The sequence below is a fragment of the Phenylobacterium sp. genome, from assembly GCF_035475775.1.
GTDB lineage: Bacteria > Pseudomonadota > Alphaproteobacteria > Caulobacterales > Caulobacteraceae > Phenylobacterium.
Genome location: NZ_DATIMC010000118.1, coordinates 1 through 15,286 on the forward strand (window position 1 = coordinate 1; position 15,286 = coordinate 15,286).

13 protein-coding genes are annotated in these 15,286 nt (G+C 71.5%); 4 read left to right on the forward strand and 9 right to left on the reverse strand.

Going from position 1 to position 15,286, the window contains the following annotated elements; genetic code table 11:
• The coding region (locus VLI41_RS14530) for a cation:proton antiporter (protein WP_325268801.1) at positions 1–1,764 on the reverse strand (1,764 nt) is incomplete at its 3' end.
• A 210-nt stretch (positions 1,765–1,974) separates the two neighbouring features.
• Here VLI41_RS14530 and VLI41_RS14535 point away from each other — a divergent pair.
• Positions 1,975–5,340, forward strand: coding sequence for a carboxyl transferase domain-containing protein (locus tag VLI41_RS14535; RefSeq protein WP_325268802.1), 3,366 nt, complete (start codon positions 1,975–1,977; stop codon positions 5,338–5,340).
• Positions 5,341–5,345: 5 nt separating this feature from the next.
• Here the strand turns inward: VLI41_RS14535 and VLI41_RS14540 are convergent, their stop codons facing one another.
• Genes VLI41_RS14540 through VLI41_RS14555 form a run of 4 tightly spaced genes read right to left on the reverse strand, consistent with a single transcriptional unit; the run spans position 5,346 to position 9,282 of the window.
• The gene (locus VLI41_RS14540; RefSeq protein WP_325268803.1) at positions 5,346–5,831 is read right to left on the reverse strand and encodes a hypothetical protein; all 486 of its coding nucleotides are present in this window, start codon (positions 5,829–5,831) and stop codon (positions 5,346–5,348) included.
• A 44-nt stretch (positions 5,832–5,875) separates the two neighbouring features.
• Complete coding sequence (locus VLI41_RS14545) at positions 5,876–6,919, reverse strand: glycosyl hydrolase family 18 protein (protein ID WP_325268804.1); 1,044 nt, start codon at positions 6,917–6,919, stop codon at positions 5,876–5,878.
• A 33-nt stretch (positions 6,920–6,952) separates the two neighbouring features.
• Complete coding sequence (locus VLI41_RS14550; protein WP_325268805.1) at positions 6,953–8,326, reverse strand: vWA domain-containing protein; 1,374 nt, start codon at positions 8,324–8,326, stop codon at positions 6,953–6,955.
• Positions 8,326–9,282, reverse strand: coding sequence for a MoxR family ATPase (locus VLI41_RS14555; protein ID WP_325268806.1), 957 nt, complete (start codon positions 9,280–9,282; stop codon positions 8,326–8,328). The genes VLI41_RS14550 and VLI41_RS14555 overlap by 1 nt, the downstream gene beginning before the upstream one ends.
• 142 nt (positions 9,283–9,424) lie before the next feature.
• Here VLI41_RS14555 and VLI41_RS14560 point away from each other — a divergent pair, with 142 nt between their 5' ends.
• Both VLI41_RS14560 and VLI41_RS14565 read left to right on the forward strand, forming a co-directional pair.
• The gene (locus VLI41_RS14560) at positions 9,425–9,622 is read left to right on the forward strand and encodes a type II toxin-antitoxin system VapB family antitoxin (RefSeq protein WP_325268807.1); all 198 of its coding nucleotides are present in this window, start codon (positions 9,425–9,427) and stop codon (positions 9,620–9,622) included.
• Positions 9,619–9,984 (forward strand): type II toxin-antitoxin system VapC family toxin, encoded by a 366-nt coding sequence (locus VLI41_RS14565; RefSeq protein WP_325268808.1) that lies wholly within the window; start codon positions 9,619–9,621, stop codon positions 9,982–9,984. Before VLI41_RS14560 ends, VLI41_RS14565 begins: the two co-directional genes overlap by 4 nt.
• A gap of 7 nt (positions 9,985–9,991) precedes the next feature.
• Here VLI41_RS14565 and VLI41_RS14570 read toward each other — a convergent pair whose 3' ends face one another.
• Positions 9,992–11,521, reverse strand: coding sequence for an aldehyde dehydrogenase family protein (locus VLI41_RS14570; RefSeq protein ID WP_325268809.1), 1,530 nt, complete (start codon positions 11,519–11,521; stop codon positions 9,992–9,994).
• Positions 11,522–11,532: 11 nt separating this feature from the next.
• Positions 11,533–12,642, reverse strand: coding sequence for a saccharopine dehydrogenase family protein (locus VLI41_RS14575; protein WP_325268810.1), 1,110 nt, complete (start codon positions 12,640–12,642; stop codon positions 11,533–11,535).
• Between the two features lie 120 nt (positions 12,643–12,762).
• On the opposite strand from VLI41_RS14575, the gene VLI41_RS14580 reads away from it, so the two are divergent.
• Complete coding sequence (locus VLI41_RS14580) at positions 12,763–13,188, forward strand: Lrp/AsnC family transcriptional regulator (protein ID WP_325268811.1); 426 nt, start codon at positions 12,763–12,765, stop codon at positions 13,186–13,188.
• 3 nt (positions 13,189–13,191) lie between these two features.
• Here VLI41_RS14580 and VLI41_RS14585 read toward each other — a convergent pair whose 3' ends face one another.
• Both VLI41_RS14585 and VLI41_RS14590 read right to left on the reverse strand, forming a co-directional pair.
• The gene (locus VLI41_RS14585) at positions 13,192–14,280 is read right to left on the reverse strand and encodes a 3-deoxy-7-phosphoheptulonate synthase (protein WP_414692568.1); all 1,089 of its coding nucleotides are present in this window, start codon (positions 14,278–14,280) and stop codon (positions 13,192–13,194) included.
• Between the two features lie 207 nt (positions 14,281–14,487).
• On the reverse strand, positions 14,488–15,286 hold a 799-nt coding region (locus VLI41_RS14590), incomplete at its 5' end, for an NAD(P)/FAD-dependent oxidoreductase (RefSeq protein ID WP_325268813.1).

The window sequence follows — 15,286 nt, forward strand, 5'->3', positions numbered from 1 at the left end:
CCGGAACCGGCGCGTGCGGCCGCCCAGCGCCTGCGGCCGGTTCAGCGCCTTGCGGAACTCGTCGCGCCGTTCATGGATCGAGGCGATCACCCGGCCCATGGGCACGCCGATCTCCACCAGCACCGCCTCGGAGAGCTGCAGGCTGGCCTCCACCGTCTCGGGCACCGCGTCGGTGGCGCCCAGGTCATAGAGCCGCTGCGCCTGGCGGGCGTCGCGGGCGCGGGCCACGATGGTCAGGTCGGCGCGCATCCCGCGGGCCGCGCCGACCACCGCCTCCACGCCCTCCGGCGAATCCATCGTCACCACCAGCGCCGGCGCCCGCTCCAGGCCGCAGCGCACCAGGAACTCCGGCCGCGAGGCGTCGCCGTAGAAGATCGTCTCGCCCGCCCTGCGGCCCGCCTCCACCAGCCGCGGCTCCCGCTCGGCGGCGAGCCAGGGGATCCGGTGGCGCCCCAGCATCTCGCCCACCAGCTTGCCGACCCGCCCATAGCCCACCACCAGCACGCGCGGGGCCTCCCCGGGATCGCCTGGAGGCTCCGCGGCGAGCCCGGTCTCGGCCGCGCGACGTCCGCCCAGCCGGGCGCCGATCGCCGCCAGGCCGGGGATGGCCATCATCGACAGCGTCGCGGCGACCAGCACCGTCTCGCCGGCGGCGCGGTCGAGGACGCGCCCGGCCATGGCCGCGGCGACGATCACGAAGGCGAATTCGCCGCCGCCCGCCAGCATGAGCGCGCTCTCCGCCGCCTGCCGGCTGGCTAGCCCGAACAGCCGCCCCGCGGCCAGGACCACCGCCGCCTTCACCGCGATCAGGCCTGCGGCCACGCCCAGCACGGCGGCCGGTTCGTGCGCGAGCACCGAGAGGTCGAGGCTGGTCCCGACGGAGACGAAGAACAGGCCGAGCAGCAGGCCCTTGAACGGCTCGATGGTGACCTCGACCTCGTGCCGGTATTCGGTCTCGGCCAGCAGCAGGCCGGCGATGAAGGCGCCCAGCGCCATGGACAGCCCGGCCAGCGCGCTCACCAGGCCTGCGCCGATGACCACCAGCAGGCAGGCGGCCATGAACATCTCCTCGCTCTTGGCGCGCGCCACCGAGCGCAGCATCGGCCGCAGCAGCAGCCGGCCCAAGGCGAGCAGGGCCAGCACGCCCAGCGCCGCCGGCGCGAAGGCCAGCAGCAGCTTCGGCGAGAGCGCCGCCGCGCCGCCGCCCGCCAGCACCGAGAGCGTCACCAGGATCGGCGCCACCGCCAGGTCCTGGAACAGCAGCACGGAGAAGATCGCCCGCCCGGCCGCCGAGTGCTGCCGGCGGCGCTCGGTCAGGATCGGCATCACCACGGCCGTCGACGACAGCGCCAGCGCCGCGCCCACCGCCGCCGCGGCGGCCGGCGACAGCCCCAACGCGACGCCCGCGCCGGCCATCGCCAGTCCGCAGACGGCGACCTGCGCTGCGCCCAGGCCGAACACGTTGCGGCGCATCAGCCGCAGCCGCTCCCAGGACAGCTCCAGCCCGATCATGAACAGCAGGAAGACGACCCCGAACTCGCCGAGTTCGGCCATCTCGTCGGGCTTGCCGATGGTCAGGTACCTCAGCCAGGGCGCCCCATCGGCCAGCGCGCCCAGCCCATAGGGCCCGAGCGCCACGCCGGCGGCGAGGAATCCCAGCACCGGGCTGATCCGCCAGCGGCGGAACAGCGGGACCGCCACCCCGGCCGTCGCCAGGAACAGGATGACGTCCTTGTAGTCGCCGACGGCGGCCTGGCTCGGCATGCCTTGTTGTGCGGACGGTTGCGCCCTGGAGGCAAGCCGGCCTGGCGCGCGAGCGCCGGCATTCGAAACCGCAGAAGACGTTCGACGCCGCGCCGCCGCCGGAGCCGCGGCCGTCAGGCTGAGCCCATACCGCCCCCTCAAAATCGCTTGGCGCGGGCGCTCGCGTTTGCATGATGGCCCCGCGCGGCGGCCGGCCGCGAGGGGAAGCCCGTGAAGAAGCTGCTGATCGCCAACCGCGGCGAGATCGCCGTCCGCATCGCCCGCACCGCCGCGGAGATGGGGATCGCCACCGTCGCCGTCCATTCGCAGGACGACGCGGCCTCCCTGCACATCAAGAAGGCCGACGAGGCGGTGGGGCTGAAGGGCTCGGGCCCCGCGCCCTACCTCGACGTCGCCCAGCTGGTCGCGGCGGCCAAGGCGTCGGGCTGCGACGCCGTCCATCCCGGTTACGGCTTCCTCTCCGAGAACGCCGCCTTCGCCCGCGCCTGCGGCGAAGCCGGGCTCACCTTCGTGGGCCCGACGCCCGAGACCCTGGAGCTGTTCGGCGACAAGGCCCGCGCCCGCGCGCTCGCCCAGCAATGCGGCGTGCCGGTGCTGCCCGGCACGGACGGGCCGACCACCCTCGCTCAGGCCAGGGCGTTCCTGAAGGGCCTCGGCAAGGGCGGCGCGGTGATGGTCAAGGCGGTGGCCGGCGGCGGCGGCCGCGGCATGCGCCCGGCGGCCTCGATGGACGAGCTGGAGGCGGCCTTCGAGCGCTGCGCCTCCGAGGCCAGGGCGGCGTTCGGCGAGGCCGCGCTCTACGTCGAGCAGTTCCTGCCCAGGGCGCGCCACATCGAGGTGCAGATCGCAGGCGACGGCGAGAGCGTCTCGCACCTCTGGGACCGCGAGTGCAGCCTGCAGCGCCAGCGTCAGAAGCTGGTCGAGATCGCCCCCGCCGACAGCCTGTCGGCCACCCTGCGCGAGCAGCTGTTCGCCGCCGCCGTGACGCTCGGCGAAGCCGCGGCCTACCGCTCGCTCGGCACCATGGAGTTCCTCGTCGACGCCGACCGGCCCGACCGCTTCGTGTTCATCGAGGGCAACGCCCGCCTGCAGGTGGAGCACACGGTCACCGAGGAGGTCACCGGCCTCGACCTCGTGCGCCTGCAGCTGCAGATCGCCGCCGGCCGCTCGCTCGCCGAGCTGGCGCTCACCCAGGACCGCGTGCCGGAGCCCCGCGGCCACGCCGTGCAGGTGCGGGTGAATCTCGAGACCATGGCGCCCGACGGCTCCGCGCGCCCGGCAGGCGGCACGCTGGCGGTGTTCGAGCCGCCGTCCGGGCCCGGCGTTCGCGTGGACAGCTTCGGGTACGCCGGCTACACGACCTCGGGCCGGTTCGACAGCCTGTTGGCCAAGCTCATCGTCCACGCCGGCGCCGGCGGCCTCTCGCGCGCCGTCGCCAAGGCCTATCGCGCGCTCTCCGAGTTCCGCATCGAGGGCTCGGCCACCAACATCGCCTTCCTGCAGAACCTGCTCGCCCACCCGGCGGTGGCCTCCGGCGAGACCCACACCCGGTTCATCGAGGAGCACATGGGCGAGCTCGCCGGCGAGCCCCAGGCGCACCCCAGGCTCTACTTCGACGCCGCCGCGCGCGGCGCCAGGCCCGCGGCCGGGGGAGGGCGCGTCGGCTACCAGGTCGACGCCGTCGATCCGCTGGCGGTGCTGGCGCTCGGCAAGCAGGCGCCGCCGCCCGGCTCGGACGACGAAGAGCCGGAAGGCCCGGAAGGGACGAAGGCGCTGCGCGCGCCCCTGCAGGGCACGGTCATCAGCATCCAGGCCGCGGTCGGCGAGACCGTCGGCAAGGGCCAGGCGCTGATGATCATGGAAGCCATGAAGATGGAGCACGTCATCGCCGCCGAGGTCTCGGGCGTGGTGCGCGAGATCACCGTCCAGGTCGGCGACACCGTGGCCGAGGACCATCCGCTCGCCTTCCTCGAGGAGGCGGCGATCGAGGGGGACGAGGGCGGCGCCGAGGAGGCGGTCGACCTCGACGCGGTCCGGCCGGACCTGGCCGAGGTCCTGGAGCGCCACCGGCTCACCCGCGACGAGGCCCGGCCGGAGGTGGTCGCCAGGCGCCGCAAGACAGGCCAGCGCACCACGCGCGAGAACGTCGACGACCTGCTCGATCCCGGCAGCTTCGTCGAATATGGCCCGCTGGTGATCGCCGCGCGCCGCCGCCGCAACAGCCTGGACGAGCTGATCAGGACCACGCCGGCCGACGGCATGATCATGGGCCTGGGCTCGGTGAACGGGCGCCTCTTCCCGGAGGAGAAGGCCCGCGTCGCGGTGATGGCCTACGACTACACGGTGCTCGCCGGCACCCAGGGCGCCAACAACCACTGGAAGCTCGACCGCATGAGCGAGCTGGCGCTGCGCTGGAAGCTGCCGGTGGTGTTCTTCACCGAGGGCGGCGGCGGGCGGCCGGGCGACACCGAGGGCGGCGGCTTCACCCGCGGCTTCGAGTTCTGGGGCCGGTTGTCGGGCGCCGTGCCGCTGGTGGGGGTCAATTCCGGGCGCTGCTTCGCCGGCAACGCCGCCATCCTCGGCTGCTGCGACGTGATCATCGCCACCAAGGATTCGGCGCTGGGCATGGGCGGCCCCGCCATGGTCGAGGGCGGCGGCCTGGGCGTCTTCCGCCCCGAGGAGATCGGCCCGATCAAGGTGATGCAGGCCAACGGCGTCATCGACGTCCTGGTGGAGGACGAGGCGGAGGCCGTCGCGACGGCGAAGCAGTACCTCTCCTACTTCCAGGGCCCGCTCGCCGACTGGTCCTGCGCCGACCAGCGCCTGCTGCGCCGCGCGATCCCCGAGAACCGGCTGCGCGTCTATGACATCCGCAAGCTGATCGAGCTGATCGCCGATACGGGCTCGGTGCTCGAGCTTCGGCCGAAGTTCGGCCTGGCCATGCTCACCGCCTTCATCCGGGTGGAAGGCCGCGCGATGGGGGTCATCGCAAACAACCCCATGCACCTGGGCGGCGCGATCGATTCCGACGCCTCCGACAAGGCCGCGCGCTTCCTGCAGATCTGCGAGGCCTTCGATATCCCCGTGCTGTCGCTCTCGGACACCCCCGGCAACATGGTGGGGCCGGAGGCGGAGAAGACCGGCCTGATCCGCCACTGCTCGCGGCTATTCGTGATCGGGGCCAACCTGACGGTGCCGATCTTCTCGGTGATCCTGCGCAAGAGCTATGGGCTGGGCGCCATCGCCATGACCGGCGGCAGCTACCAGGCGGCGATGTTCTGCGTCTCCTGGCCGACCGGCGAGTTCGGCGGCATGGGGCTGGAGGGCTCGGTCAAGCTCGGCTACCGCAACGAGCTCGCCGCCATCGCCGATCCGGTCGCGCGCAAGGCCCGCTTCGACGAGATGGTCGCCGCGGCCTACGCCGGCGGCCGGGCGCTGTCCCGCGGCGCCTACCCCTCCCTCGACGACGTGATCGACCCCGCCGACACCCGCAAGTGGATCGCCGCAGGTCTGAGGAGCCTGCCGCCGCAGCCGGTCCGGACGGAGAAGAAGCTCCGCTGGATCGACGCCTGGTGAGGCGCCTAGATCACGCGGATGCCGTAGTCGCGGCGCAGCTCGGACAGCGGGCGGCCGGCGCAGTCGTCAGGCGGGGTCCAGGGCCAGGGCTTCCTCATTCGCACCGCTTCCACGGCGGCGCGAAGGATGCGAGGCAGGCAGGCGATGGTGATCGCCACGCCCCTCGCCCAGCCCATCTGCCTGAACAGCGCCTTGGCCTGCTCGTCCTCGCGCAGGTAGCGCGCATACCGCCGCATGCCGACGTCGCAGGAAAACAGTGTGCGGGCATCCGCCAGGGTTTCGTCGGCCAGGCTGGTGTCGAGCCCGAAGATCACGTGGCAGATGTCGTGGCTGCGGAACAGGGCGGCGCTGTCGGCCGGCAAGTCCGCCGGCCGGGTCACCCGATCGAGGTTGGCCGCATAGTATTCGTCCAGCGCCTCGGCCAGTGTCTGGGCGCTGTCCTGCGCCTGATAGCGGAGCCGCCGCCGAAGCGCCTGCGCGGGCTGTTGCATCGTGGCGCGATCCTAGACCTGGCCGCGGCCCTCGGCCAGATGCTCTAGCGGGGCAGCGGCGCGCAGGCGGCGCTGGGGCCGCTCGGCGTTGGCGCCTGCGCGGGCGGTTTCGCCGTCCAGAGCGCCGGGTCCTCCAGCCCCATGCGCCAGAGCCCGACCGCCTTCACGCCGAAGCCGCTCGCCAGCCTGCGCTGCCGGGCGAAGTCGGCGCCGTCGGCGAACCACACCTGGTGCGGCCCGTCGGTCCCGCGGTAGCTGAAGCGGGCGTTCGAGCCCGGCGCATGCTCGATCGCCGCGCCCGACTTCGCCGCGAGCCGCAGCGCCTCGGATACGGAGACCACCTGCGCCTTCCGGCCGGCCGGCCAGTCGTAGCCATAGGAGGCCAGGGCCGCCACGAACCGGCGCGGATCGGCCCCGGCGAGCTTGGCCGCCAGATTGCCGCTCAGCCAGGCGTCGTCGGCGATCGGGCCCGGCGTCGAGGCCGCCCAGCACTGGTCGTAGGCCATCAGCACGACGGCGTCGGCCGAGGCCAGCAGCCGCTGCTCAGTCGCCGGATCGGTCGAGAGCAGCGCCGTGACCCAGAGCTGGCGGCCGTCGGCGTGCAGTCGGTCGCGGAGCCGGGCCACAAGCGCCGGATAGGCGGCCACGCCCGCGGGCGCGAGGTTCTCGAAATCCATGACGTAGCCGGCGAACCCCTCGGCCCTGGCGCGCGCGGCCAGCGCCTCGGCGAAAGCCTCCGCCGCGCGCGGGTCGCCGATCACCGCCTGGGCCGCCGCCACATCCCAGATGTCGTCGTGGGCGTTGGAGACCACCGGCATCACCTTGGGTCGCCGGGGCGCCGCGGCGAGCGCGGCATGCGCCTCAGGATCGCTCTCCCAGCGCACCTCGCCCTTTGTGGAAACCAGGCTCGCCCACATCGGCGCGAAGACGTCGAGCGAGCCCGCGTGCGCCTTCAGCGAGGCGAGCGCCGTCGGCTCCCACGGCACGTAGAAGGCCACGAGCGCGGGCGTTCCTTGGGCGGCGAACGCAGCGTGGCCCCCGAGGGCGAGGGCGAGTGCGACGAAGAGGCGGCGCCACCATGCAGGCATGCGCGTCGGCTTATGCCGCTCGGCCCGGCGGAGCTAGTGCGGGACGTAGGTGCGCAGCACGTCCTCCACGATCCGCTCGAGCTGGGCCAGGGTGTTGCAGTGCTTGGCCACGTGGCAGAACCGCTCGTAGCGGTGCATGACGCTGTCGCCCTGGTTCCAGTAGCTCTCCGGCTCCGGGTTCAGCCAGATCACCGAGCGCGAGCGGTCGTGGATCTGCTTCATCAGGTCGAGCCTGGGCTCGGCGAAGTTGGAGCGGCCGTCGCCCAGGAAGATCACCGTGGTGTGGCGGTCGAGCCGGTCCAGGTGCTCGTCGCAGAAGTCCTCGAGCGCGCGGCCGTAATCGGTCTGCTGGAAGCCGATCGCCGTCAGCACCTTGAGGATCGCGGCCTCGACCCCGTGCTCGTCGAGGATGTCGTTGACGCTGATCAGCCGGCCGGAGAAGGCGAAGGCGTCGAGCCGCTCGACCACCTCGTTCAGCGAGTACAGGAAGGTGAGCAGGAACTGGGCGGCGGCGGCCACCGACTTGGAGACGTCGCAGATCGCCACGATCGAGGGCTTCTCGATCTTCTTCAGCTTCCACTCGATCTCGAAGGGCACGCCGCCGTGGGCCATCGACTTGCGCAGCGTCTTCCTGACGTCGAGATGGCCGCGGTTGGCGATGTGGCGGCGGCGCGAGTAGCGGTCGGCCAGCCGCTTGGCCATCCGCCTGACCAGCGCCTGCATCATGGCCAGGTCCACCGGATCGATGCCGCCGTCGGCGTTCAGCGCCTTCTTGGCCAGCATCTCCTCGCGCAGCGATTTCGCCGATCCGGCCGCATAGAGGCGGTGCTGCCGCTCCACATAGACCTGGGCCTCGGCGACCAGCGCCTTGCGCCGCTCATCGAGCCGCTCGGCGAGCGCCCGGCCCTCGGCCTGCCGCTTGGCGGCCGCGATGATCTGCTCGACCTCGGCGACGCCCATCTCCTCCAGGAGCCGCCGCGTCATGCGGCTGCGCTGGGTGGAGAGCCGGATCTCGGCGACCCCGGCCCGCTCGGCAGCTTGCTCCATGGCCTGGGCGAGGCTCGCGGCGTCGCCGGAGAGCAGCATCTGCGCCAGCGGCGAGGCCTCGGCGGCGTCCGACTGGGCCGCCTCGCCCGGCTCGCCCTCGCGGTCCTGGCGCTCATCGGCGGGCGGGGCTCCGGACTCGCTCAGTGGCGCGCGGGTGAAGAAGGTCTCGAACACCTCGTCGAAGCGGGCGACTTCGTCGGGGCTCTTGGCGAGGCTTACGCACAGGGCGTCCTTGAACAGCTCGCGGTCGCCGTAGCCGGTCACCGCAAGCGCGCGCGCGGCGTCGATCGCCTCGGCCGGCGAGACGCGCACGTCGGCGGCCCGGAGCGCGCGGATGAACTCTTCCAGTTGGCGCTGCATCAGCGCCTCGCGAGAAGCTCGACGATCTGCGGTTCGACGGCGACGATGTCCTGCTCGAACTTCAGGATGACGTTGAGCGTGTCCTTCACCAGGGCCGGATCGAGGCTGGAGGCGTGGAGCAGCACCAGGGCGCGCGCCCAGTCCACGGTCTCGGAGATCGACGGCGCCTTGCGCAGATCGAGCGTCCGCAGGCCCTGCACGAAGGCGACGAGCGCCTTGGTCAGCGTCGTCTCGATGTCCGGCACGCGGGTGGCGACGATCCGCTCCTCGAGCGAGGCCTCCGGCAGCGGGATGTGCAGGTGCAGGCAGCGCCGCTTCAGGGCGTCGCCCAGGTCGCGCACGTTGTTGGAGGTCAGGAACACGAACGGCGGGGTCTTGGCGGAGATCACCCCGAGCTCCGGGATCGATACCTGGTAGGCGGAGAGCACCTCCAGCAGGAAGGCTTCGTACGCCTCGTCCGACTTGTCGATCTCGTCGATCAGGAGCACGCAGCCCGCGTCCTCGTTGAGCGCCCGCATCAGCGGCCGGGGCTCCAGGAAGGGCTCGGAGAAGAACAGGTCGCCCATGCCGTGCAGCCGCGCCATGGCTTCGTCCATGGTGTTGGCCTCGGCGAGCGTGTCGCCCAGCCGGTCCTTCAGGATCTGGGTGTAGAGGAGCTGCTTGCCGTACTTCCACTCGTACAGCGCCTTGGACTCGTCCAGGCCCTCGTAGCACTGCATGCGGATCAGCGGCAGGCGGAGCAGGCGGGCCGTCGAGAGCGCCAGCTCGGTCTTGCCGACGCCGGCCGAGCCCTCCACCAGGATCGGCTTCTGCAGGTTGACGCCCATGTAGAGCGCGGTCGCGATGCGGCGGGAGGCGATGTAGTCGACGCTCGCCAGGCCTTCGATCAGGCCGTCGACGGAGGCGAGGGGATTGGCGGCCGCGGCGGCGCGCGCGGTCGAGGCGGAAACGGTCAAAGGATCGGACTTTCGAAATGGGAGCGTTGAAAGCCTCATTGTGCCGAAGCCGACGCCGAAGGGCAAACGCTGCCATGACTCGGGCGTCAGGCATGGATTTCAGCATCAGATGATGCTATGTTCCGTGTCAAAGGAGACCGGCATGCGCACCACCGTGGCGTTGGACGACGAGATGGTCGCCAAGGCGCAGGAGCTTACGGGGGTCAGGGAGCGGTCTGCGTTGCTGCGGGAGGCGCTGAAGGCCTTGATCGAGCGGGAGAGCGCCCGCCGCCTCGCGCGGCTCGGCGGAAGCATGCCCAATTTCGAAGCCGGGCCGCGTCGGCGCCCTGACGACGCGTGATCCTCGCGGACACCTCGATCTGGGTCGATCACTTCCGGACCGCCGATCTCGGCTTCACCCGTCTTCTGGATGGGGGCGAGGTGCTGGTCCATCCCTTCGTGATCGGCGAGCTCTGCCTCGGGAACGCGCCGCCGTGGGATCCGGCGCTTGCCCAGTTGGCCTTGCTCCCTGCCACCGTCATGGCCACCGACGCAGAGGTCATGGGCCTCATTTCCGCCGAGCGGCTGTTCGGGCGTGGCATCGGCTATGTCGATGCGCATCTGCTCGCGGCGACGCGGCTGACGCCGGAGGCGAAGCTCTGGACGCGCGATGGGCGGTTGCACCGGGCCGCGGTCGATCTCGGCGTGGCTTACGCGCTCTGACGCCGCCTCAGAGCTCGAACTTGACGCCCTGGGCCAGCGGCAGCGACGAGCCGTAGTTCACCGTGTTGGTGGCCCGGCGCATGTAGGCCTTCCACGCGTCGGAGCCGGCCTCCCGGCCGCCGCCGGTCTCCTTCTCGCCGCCGAACGCCCCGCCGATCTCGGCCCCCGATGGGCCGATGTTGACGTTGGCGATGCCGCAGTCCGAGCCGCGCTCGCAGAGGAACCGCTCGGCCTCGCGCAGGTCGTTGGTGAAGATCGACGACGACAGCCCCTGGGGCGCGGCGTTGTTGAGCGCGATCGCCTCGTCGAGCTCGGCGTAGCGCATCACGTAGAGGATGGGGGCGAAGGTCTCCCGCAGCACGATCTCGGCCTGCCTCGGCATCTCGACCAGCGCCGGGCGGACATAGGCCGCGCTGGCGCCTGAAATATCCACCGGATCGCCTCCGCTCACGACGCCGCCGGCTTTGCGGGCCTCGAGGAGCGCCCGTTGCATGGCCTCGAAGGCCGCGCGGTCGATCAGCGGCCCGACCAGGGTTGCCGCCTCGCGCGGATCGCCGACCGCCACCGAGGCGTAGGCCGCCTTCAGGCGCGGGAGGAAGGCGTCGTAGATGCTCCGGTGCACGAACAGGCGACGAAGCGTCGTGCAGCGCTGCCCGGCGGTCCCCATGGCGGCGAAGGCGACGCCGCGCAGCGCCAGGTCCTGATCGGCGGACGGGCAGACAATCGCGGCGTTGTTGCCGCCGAGCTCGAGCAAAGCGCGCGCGAAGCGGGCGGCGAGCCGTGGCGCCACGGCGCGTCCCATGGCCGTCGAGCCGGTCGCCGAGACCAGCGGGACCTTCGGGTGGTCCACCAGCGCCTCGCCCGCCTCGCGCCCGCCGAGGACGACGGCGCAGAGCCCTTGCGGCGCCTCCGGGCAGCGGGCCGCCACGCGCTCGAACGCCGCCTGCACGGCGAGCGCGGTGAGCGGGGCCTTCTCGGAAGGCTTCCAGACAACGGGGTCGCCACAGACCAGGGCCAGGGCCGCGTTCCAGGACCAGACCGCGACGGGGAAGTTGAACGCGGTGATCACGCCCGCCACGCCCAGCGGGCGCCAGGTCTCCATCATCCGGTGCTCGGGCCGTTCGGTGGCCAGCGTCAGGCCGAACAGCTGGCGCGACAGGCCCACGGCGTAGTCGCAGATGTCGATCATCTCCTGCACTTCGCCCTCGGCCTCGGAGACGATCTTGCCGGCCTGCAGCGTGACCAGCCGTCCGAGGTCGCGCTTGATGCGGCGCAGCTCCTCGCCGAGCAGCCGGACCAGCTCGCCCCGGCGCGGCGCCGGAACGTCGCGCCAGGCGAGGTACGCCGCGTGCGCCGCCTCGATGACCGCCTGCACGCGCTCCGGGCCGGCGTCCTCGACATGGGCGATGATCTCGCCGGTGATCGGCGAGCGCACGGGCCGGTTTCCGGCGTTCCAAAGCACCTGGCGCACGCCCAAGGCTTGGAGGACGTCGGCGGCGTCGGACGCCGCCGAGGCGATCTTGGTCTGCAGGTTCATGTCGAGCTCGTCTATTCGGCCGCGGCCCTAAGGACGATCGCGTCATCGGGGGCATAGAAACGCCCGAAACGATTGGCCAGGAAGTCGGAAAGCGGGATGTCTTCCTGACGGATGAAGCCCTGCTGCGGCAGCTCGCCTTCGGCCAGCATGTCGAGCACGGCGCAGATCGCGCCGGCGGTGGTCACCTGGATCGCGCTCTTCAGCTCGCCGCCGACCGCCTGGGCGTAGACCTTGTTGACGTAGGTCTCCTGCATCAGCCGCCCGTGCTTCAGCCCCGAGACGGTGACGAACACGATCACCACGTCCTGCAGGGTGGCGGGAACCGCGTTTTCCAGGATGTCCTTCAGGACGTCGCGCCGGTTCCTGAGGTTCAGGTCGTTCAGCAGCGCCTTCATGATGTCGGCGTGCCCGGGGTAGCGGATGGTCTTGTAGTTGAGGTTGCGGACCTTGCCGTCGAGCGTGTGGCAGAGCGTGCCCAGGCCGCCGGAGGTGTTGAACGCTTCGTAGGTCACCCCGTCGAGGGCGAACTCTTCGCGCTCCTCCAGGGGCGGGGTCTCGCGCAGGCGGCCGTTGACGATCGCCTCGCAGGGCTCGCAGTACTCGTTGATCACCCCGTCCGTCGACCAGGTGAGATTGTAGTTGAGCGCGTTGGACGGATAGCGGGGCAGGGCGCCCACGCGCAGGCGCACGTCGTGCAGCTCGTCGAAATGGCTCGCGAGCTCCCAGGCGGCGATGGTGATGAACCCGGGCGCCAGGCCGCACTGCGGGATGAAGGCGGTGCTCGAGGTTTTGGCGAGCTCGCGCGTCGCCCGGCTGGAGGCCACGTCTTCGGTGAGGTCGAGGTAGTGCGCGCCGGCCGCGGCGGCGGCCCTCGCCACCGGGATCGTCAGGTGGAATGGCGCGCAGTTCACCACGGCGAAGCGGCCCTTCAGGCGCGCCGCCAGCGCATCGGGGTCGTCGATGGCGAGGGCCTGCGTCCACACCCGCGGTTTGCCGCCGAGCCCGGCCAGCGCGTCTGCGGAGCGGTCGACGACCAGCACCTCGTAGGGCCCGAACGCGGTGAGCAGGTCCACGACCGTGGAGCCGATCTTGCCCGCGCCGATGACAGCAACCTTGCGCATGCGCGTCTCCTCGCGTCCCACGACTCAGAATCGGCCCAGGCGACGACAGATTCAACTGGCGGTTCGTCGATCTGCAGGCCTATTCTCGGCGGTCAGACGTAGGTTGCCGCTGATCTGCCCATGGACGACCTCGATCAGCACCTGCTCGCCAAGCTGCGGGAGAACGCCCGCGCGCCGGTGGCCGAGCTCGCCCGCGCGCTCGGGCTCTCGCGAACCACGGTGCAGAGCCGGCTGGCGCGCCTGGAGCGCTCCGGCGTGATCGCCGGCTACGCGGTGAGGCTCTCCGAGGCCGAGGCCGCGCGGCGCATCCACGCCTATGTGCTGCTCACGGTCGAGCCGAAGCAGGCGGCCGCCGTCACCGCCGCGCTCAGGCGCATGGCCGGCGTGCGCCGCCTGCAGTCGGTGAGCGGGCCATTCGACATGATCGCCTCGGTGGAGGCGCCGAGCGTCTCGGAGATGGACGCGGTCATCGACGAGATCGGCGCGGTGAAGGGCGTCGAGCGCACCAACTCCTCGATCGTGCTCTCCACCAAATTCGACCGTTAGGGCCTATTCGGCGGCGACCGCCGCGGCCGGCCGGATCGCCAAGCGACGCCGCGTCCGCACCGCAGCGCCGAGCCGGTCGAGGAGCTCGAGCGAGGTCTCCCAGCCGACGCAGCCGTCGGTGATCGACTGCCCGTAGGTCAGCGCCTGGCCCGGCGCGAGGTCCTGCCGCCCGGCCACCAGATGGCTCTCGATCATCACCCCCACGATCGCCGTCTCCCCCGCGGCCACCTGCGCGCAGACCTCCGAGACCACGCGAGGCTGGTTGCGGTAATCCTTGCCGCTGTTGGCGTGGCTGGCGTCGATCATCAGCCGCTCGGGCAGCCCCGCGCGCCGCAAGGTCGCCTTCGCCGCCGCGATGCTGGCCGGGTCGTAGTTCGGCGCGTCGCCGCCGCGCAGCACGATGTGGGCGTCGGGGTTGCCGGTGGTGGCGGCGATCGCCGCGCGTCCCTCCTTGGTGACGGCCAGGAAGTGATGCGGGTGCGAAGCGGCCAGCACCGCGTCGATGGCGATCTTCACGTCCCCGGCGGTGCCGTTCTTGAAGCCGACCGGACAGGAGAGACCAGAGGCCATCTCGCGGTGGATCTGGCTCTCGGTGGTGCGCGCGCCGATCGCGCCCCAGGCGACCAGGTCGGCCAGGTATTGCGGGATCATCACGTCCAGGAACTCGCAGGCCGCCGGAAGCTCCAGGGCGTTCACGTCGAGGAGCACCCGGCGGGCGAGCCTCAGGCCCTCGTTGATGCGGAAGCTGCCGTCGAGGTCCGGGTCGTTGATCAGGCCCTTCCAGCCGATCGTCGTGCGCGGCTTCTCGAAGTAGACGCGCATCAGGATCTCCAGGTCCTCTGCGTGCCGCCGCCGGGCCTCGGCCAGCCGCCCCGCGTAGTCGCCGGCGGCGTGCGCGTCGTGGATCGAGCAGGGGCCGATCACCACCGCCAGCCGATCGTCGGCGCCGCACAGGATGCGGTGGAGGACCTGGCGGGCGTTGGCGACCACCTCGGCGATGCGCGAGGTGGCGGGTGCTTCTCCGATCACCTGCGACGGGGGCGAGAGCAGGTCGAGCTGCCGGATGCGGAGGTCTTCGGTGGGCTGGGTCATGGTCATCTGGGTCCTGGAAGGGAGGTCCGGCGGCCATGAAAAAAGCCGCCAGGATCTGGCGGCTGCGGGAAGGTTCGGCTGTTGGATGTCTAGGCCGAGCGATCCTCTGCCGTCGCCAGGGGCGTCGGATAGCCGAAATACCAAAACGAATATTGGGCTGCGGCGAGGATCATCGGGCAGGGCTTATAGCCGCGGAACGCCAGCCTGTCACGCCGTGACGGCGCGCAGCGCATTGTGGATGTGGGTGGCCGCGATGGCGCCCTCGCCCTCGGCGGTGGAGATCTGGTTCAGGCCGCGCACCACGTCGCCTGCCGCGTAGAGTCCGGGCACGGATGTTTCCTGGTGCTCGGAGACGACGAGCCGCTGGCTCTCGTCCAGCTTCGCTCCGGCGTCCACCGCCAGCCGGATTTGCGGCCGCACGCCGAGCGCCGCGTAAAGGCTGTCGAACCGCCGCGTCGCGTCCGGGCCGAAGCACAGCGCCGAGATCCGCCGGCGGTCCAGCACCACGCTCTCGATCGGCGTCTCGACCAGCTCGACGCCGGCGGCGTCCAGGCGATGGCGCATGTTCGCCGACAGCGCCTCGTGCGGTCCCGCATGGATCAGGCTCACCCGGTCCGAATAGGTGGTCATGAACAGCGCCTCGCGAGCGGCGTGCTCGTCCCGGCCGATGACGCCCACGCTCTGGCCGATGGTCTCGTAGCCGTCGCAGATCGGGCAGATGCGGATCAGGCCGTTCGCCACCGCTTCCTCGACCCCCGGTATCTCGGGCTCGACGTCCACCACGCCAGTGGCGAGCAGCACCGTTCTGGCGGTAAGCGCCTCGGTCGCAAGCGCGAGCCGGAACCCGCTTCTGACCCTATGAAGGCGGTCGACGCGTCCGGCGACGATCTGAGCGCCATAGCGCTCCGCCTGGCGGCGCATGCGGGCGACCAGCGTGCGGCCGCGCACGCCGTCGGGAAATCCGGGATGGTTGCGGCTCATGGGGATCCGCGCCGCCCGGCTCGCG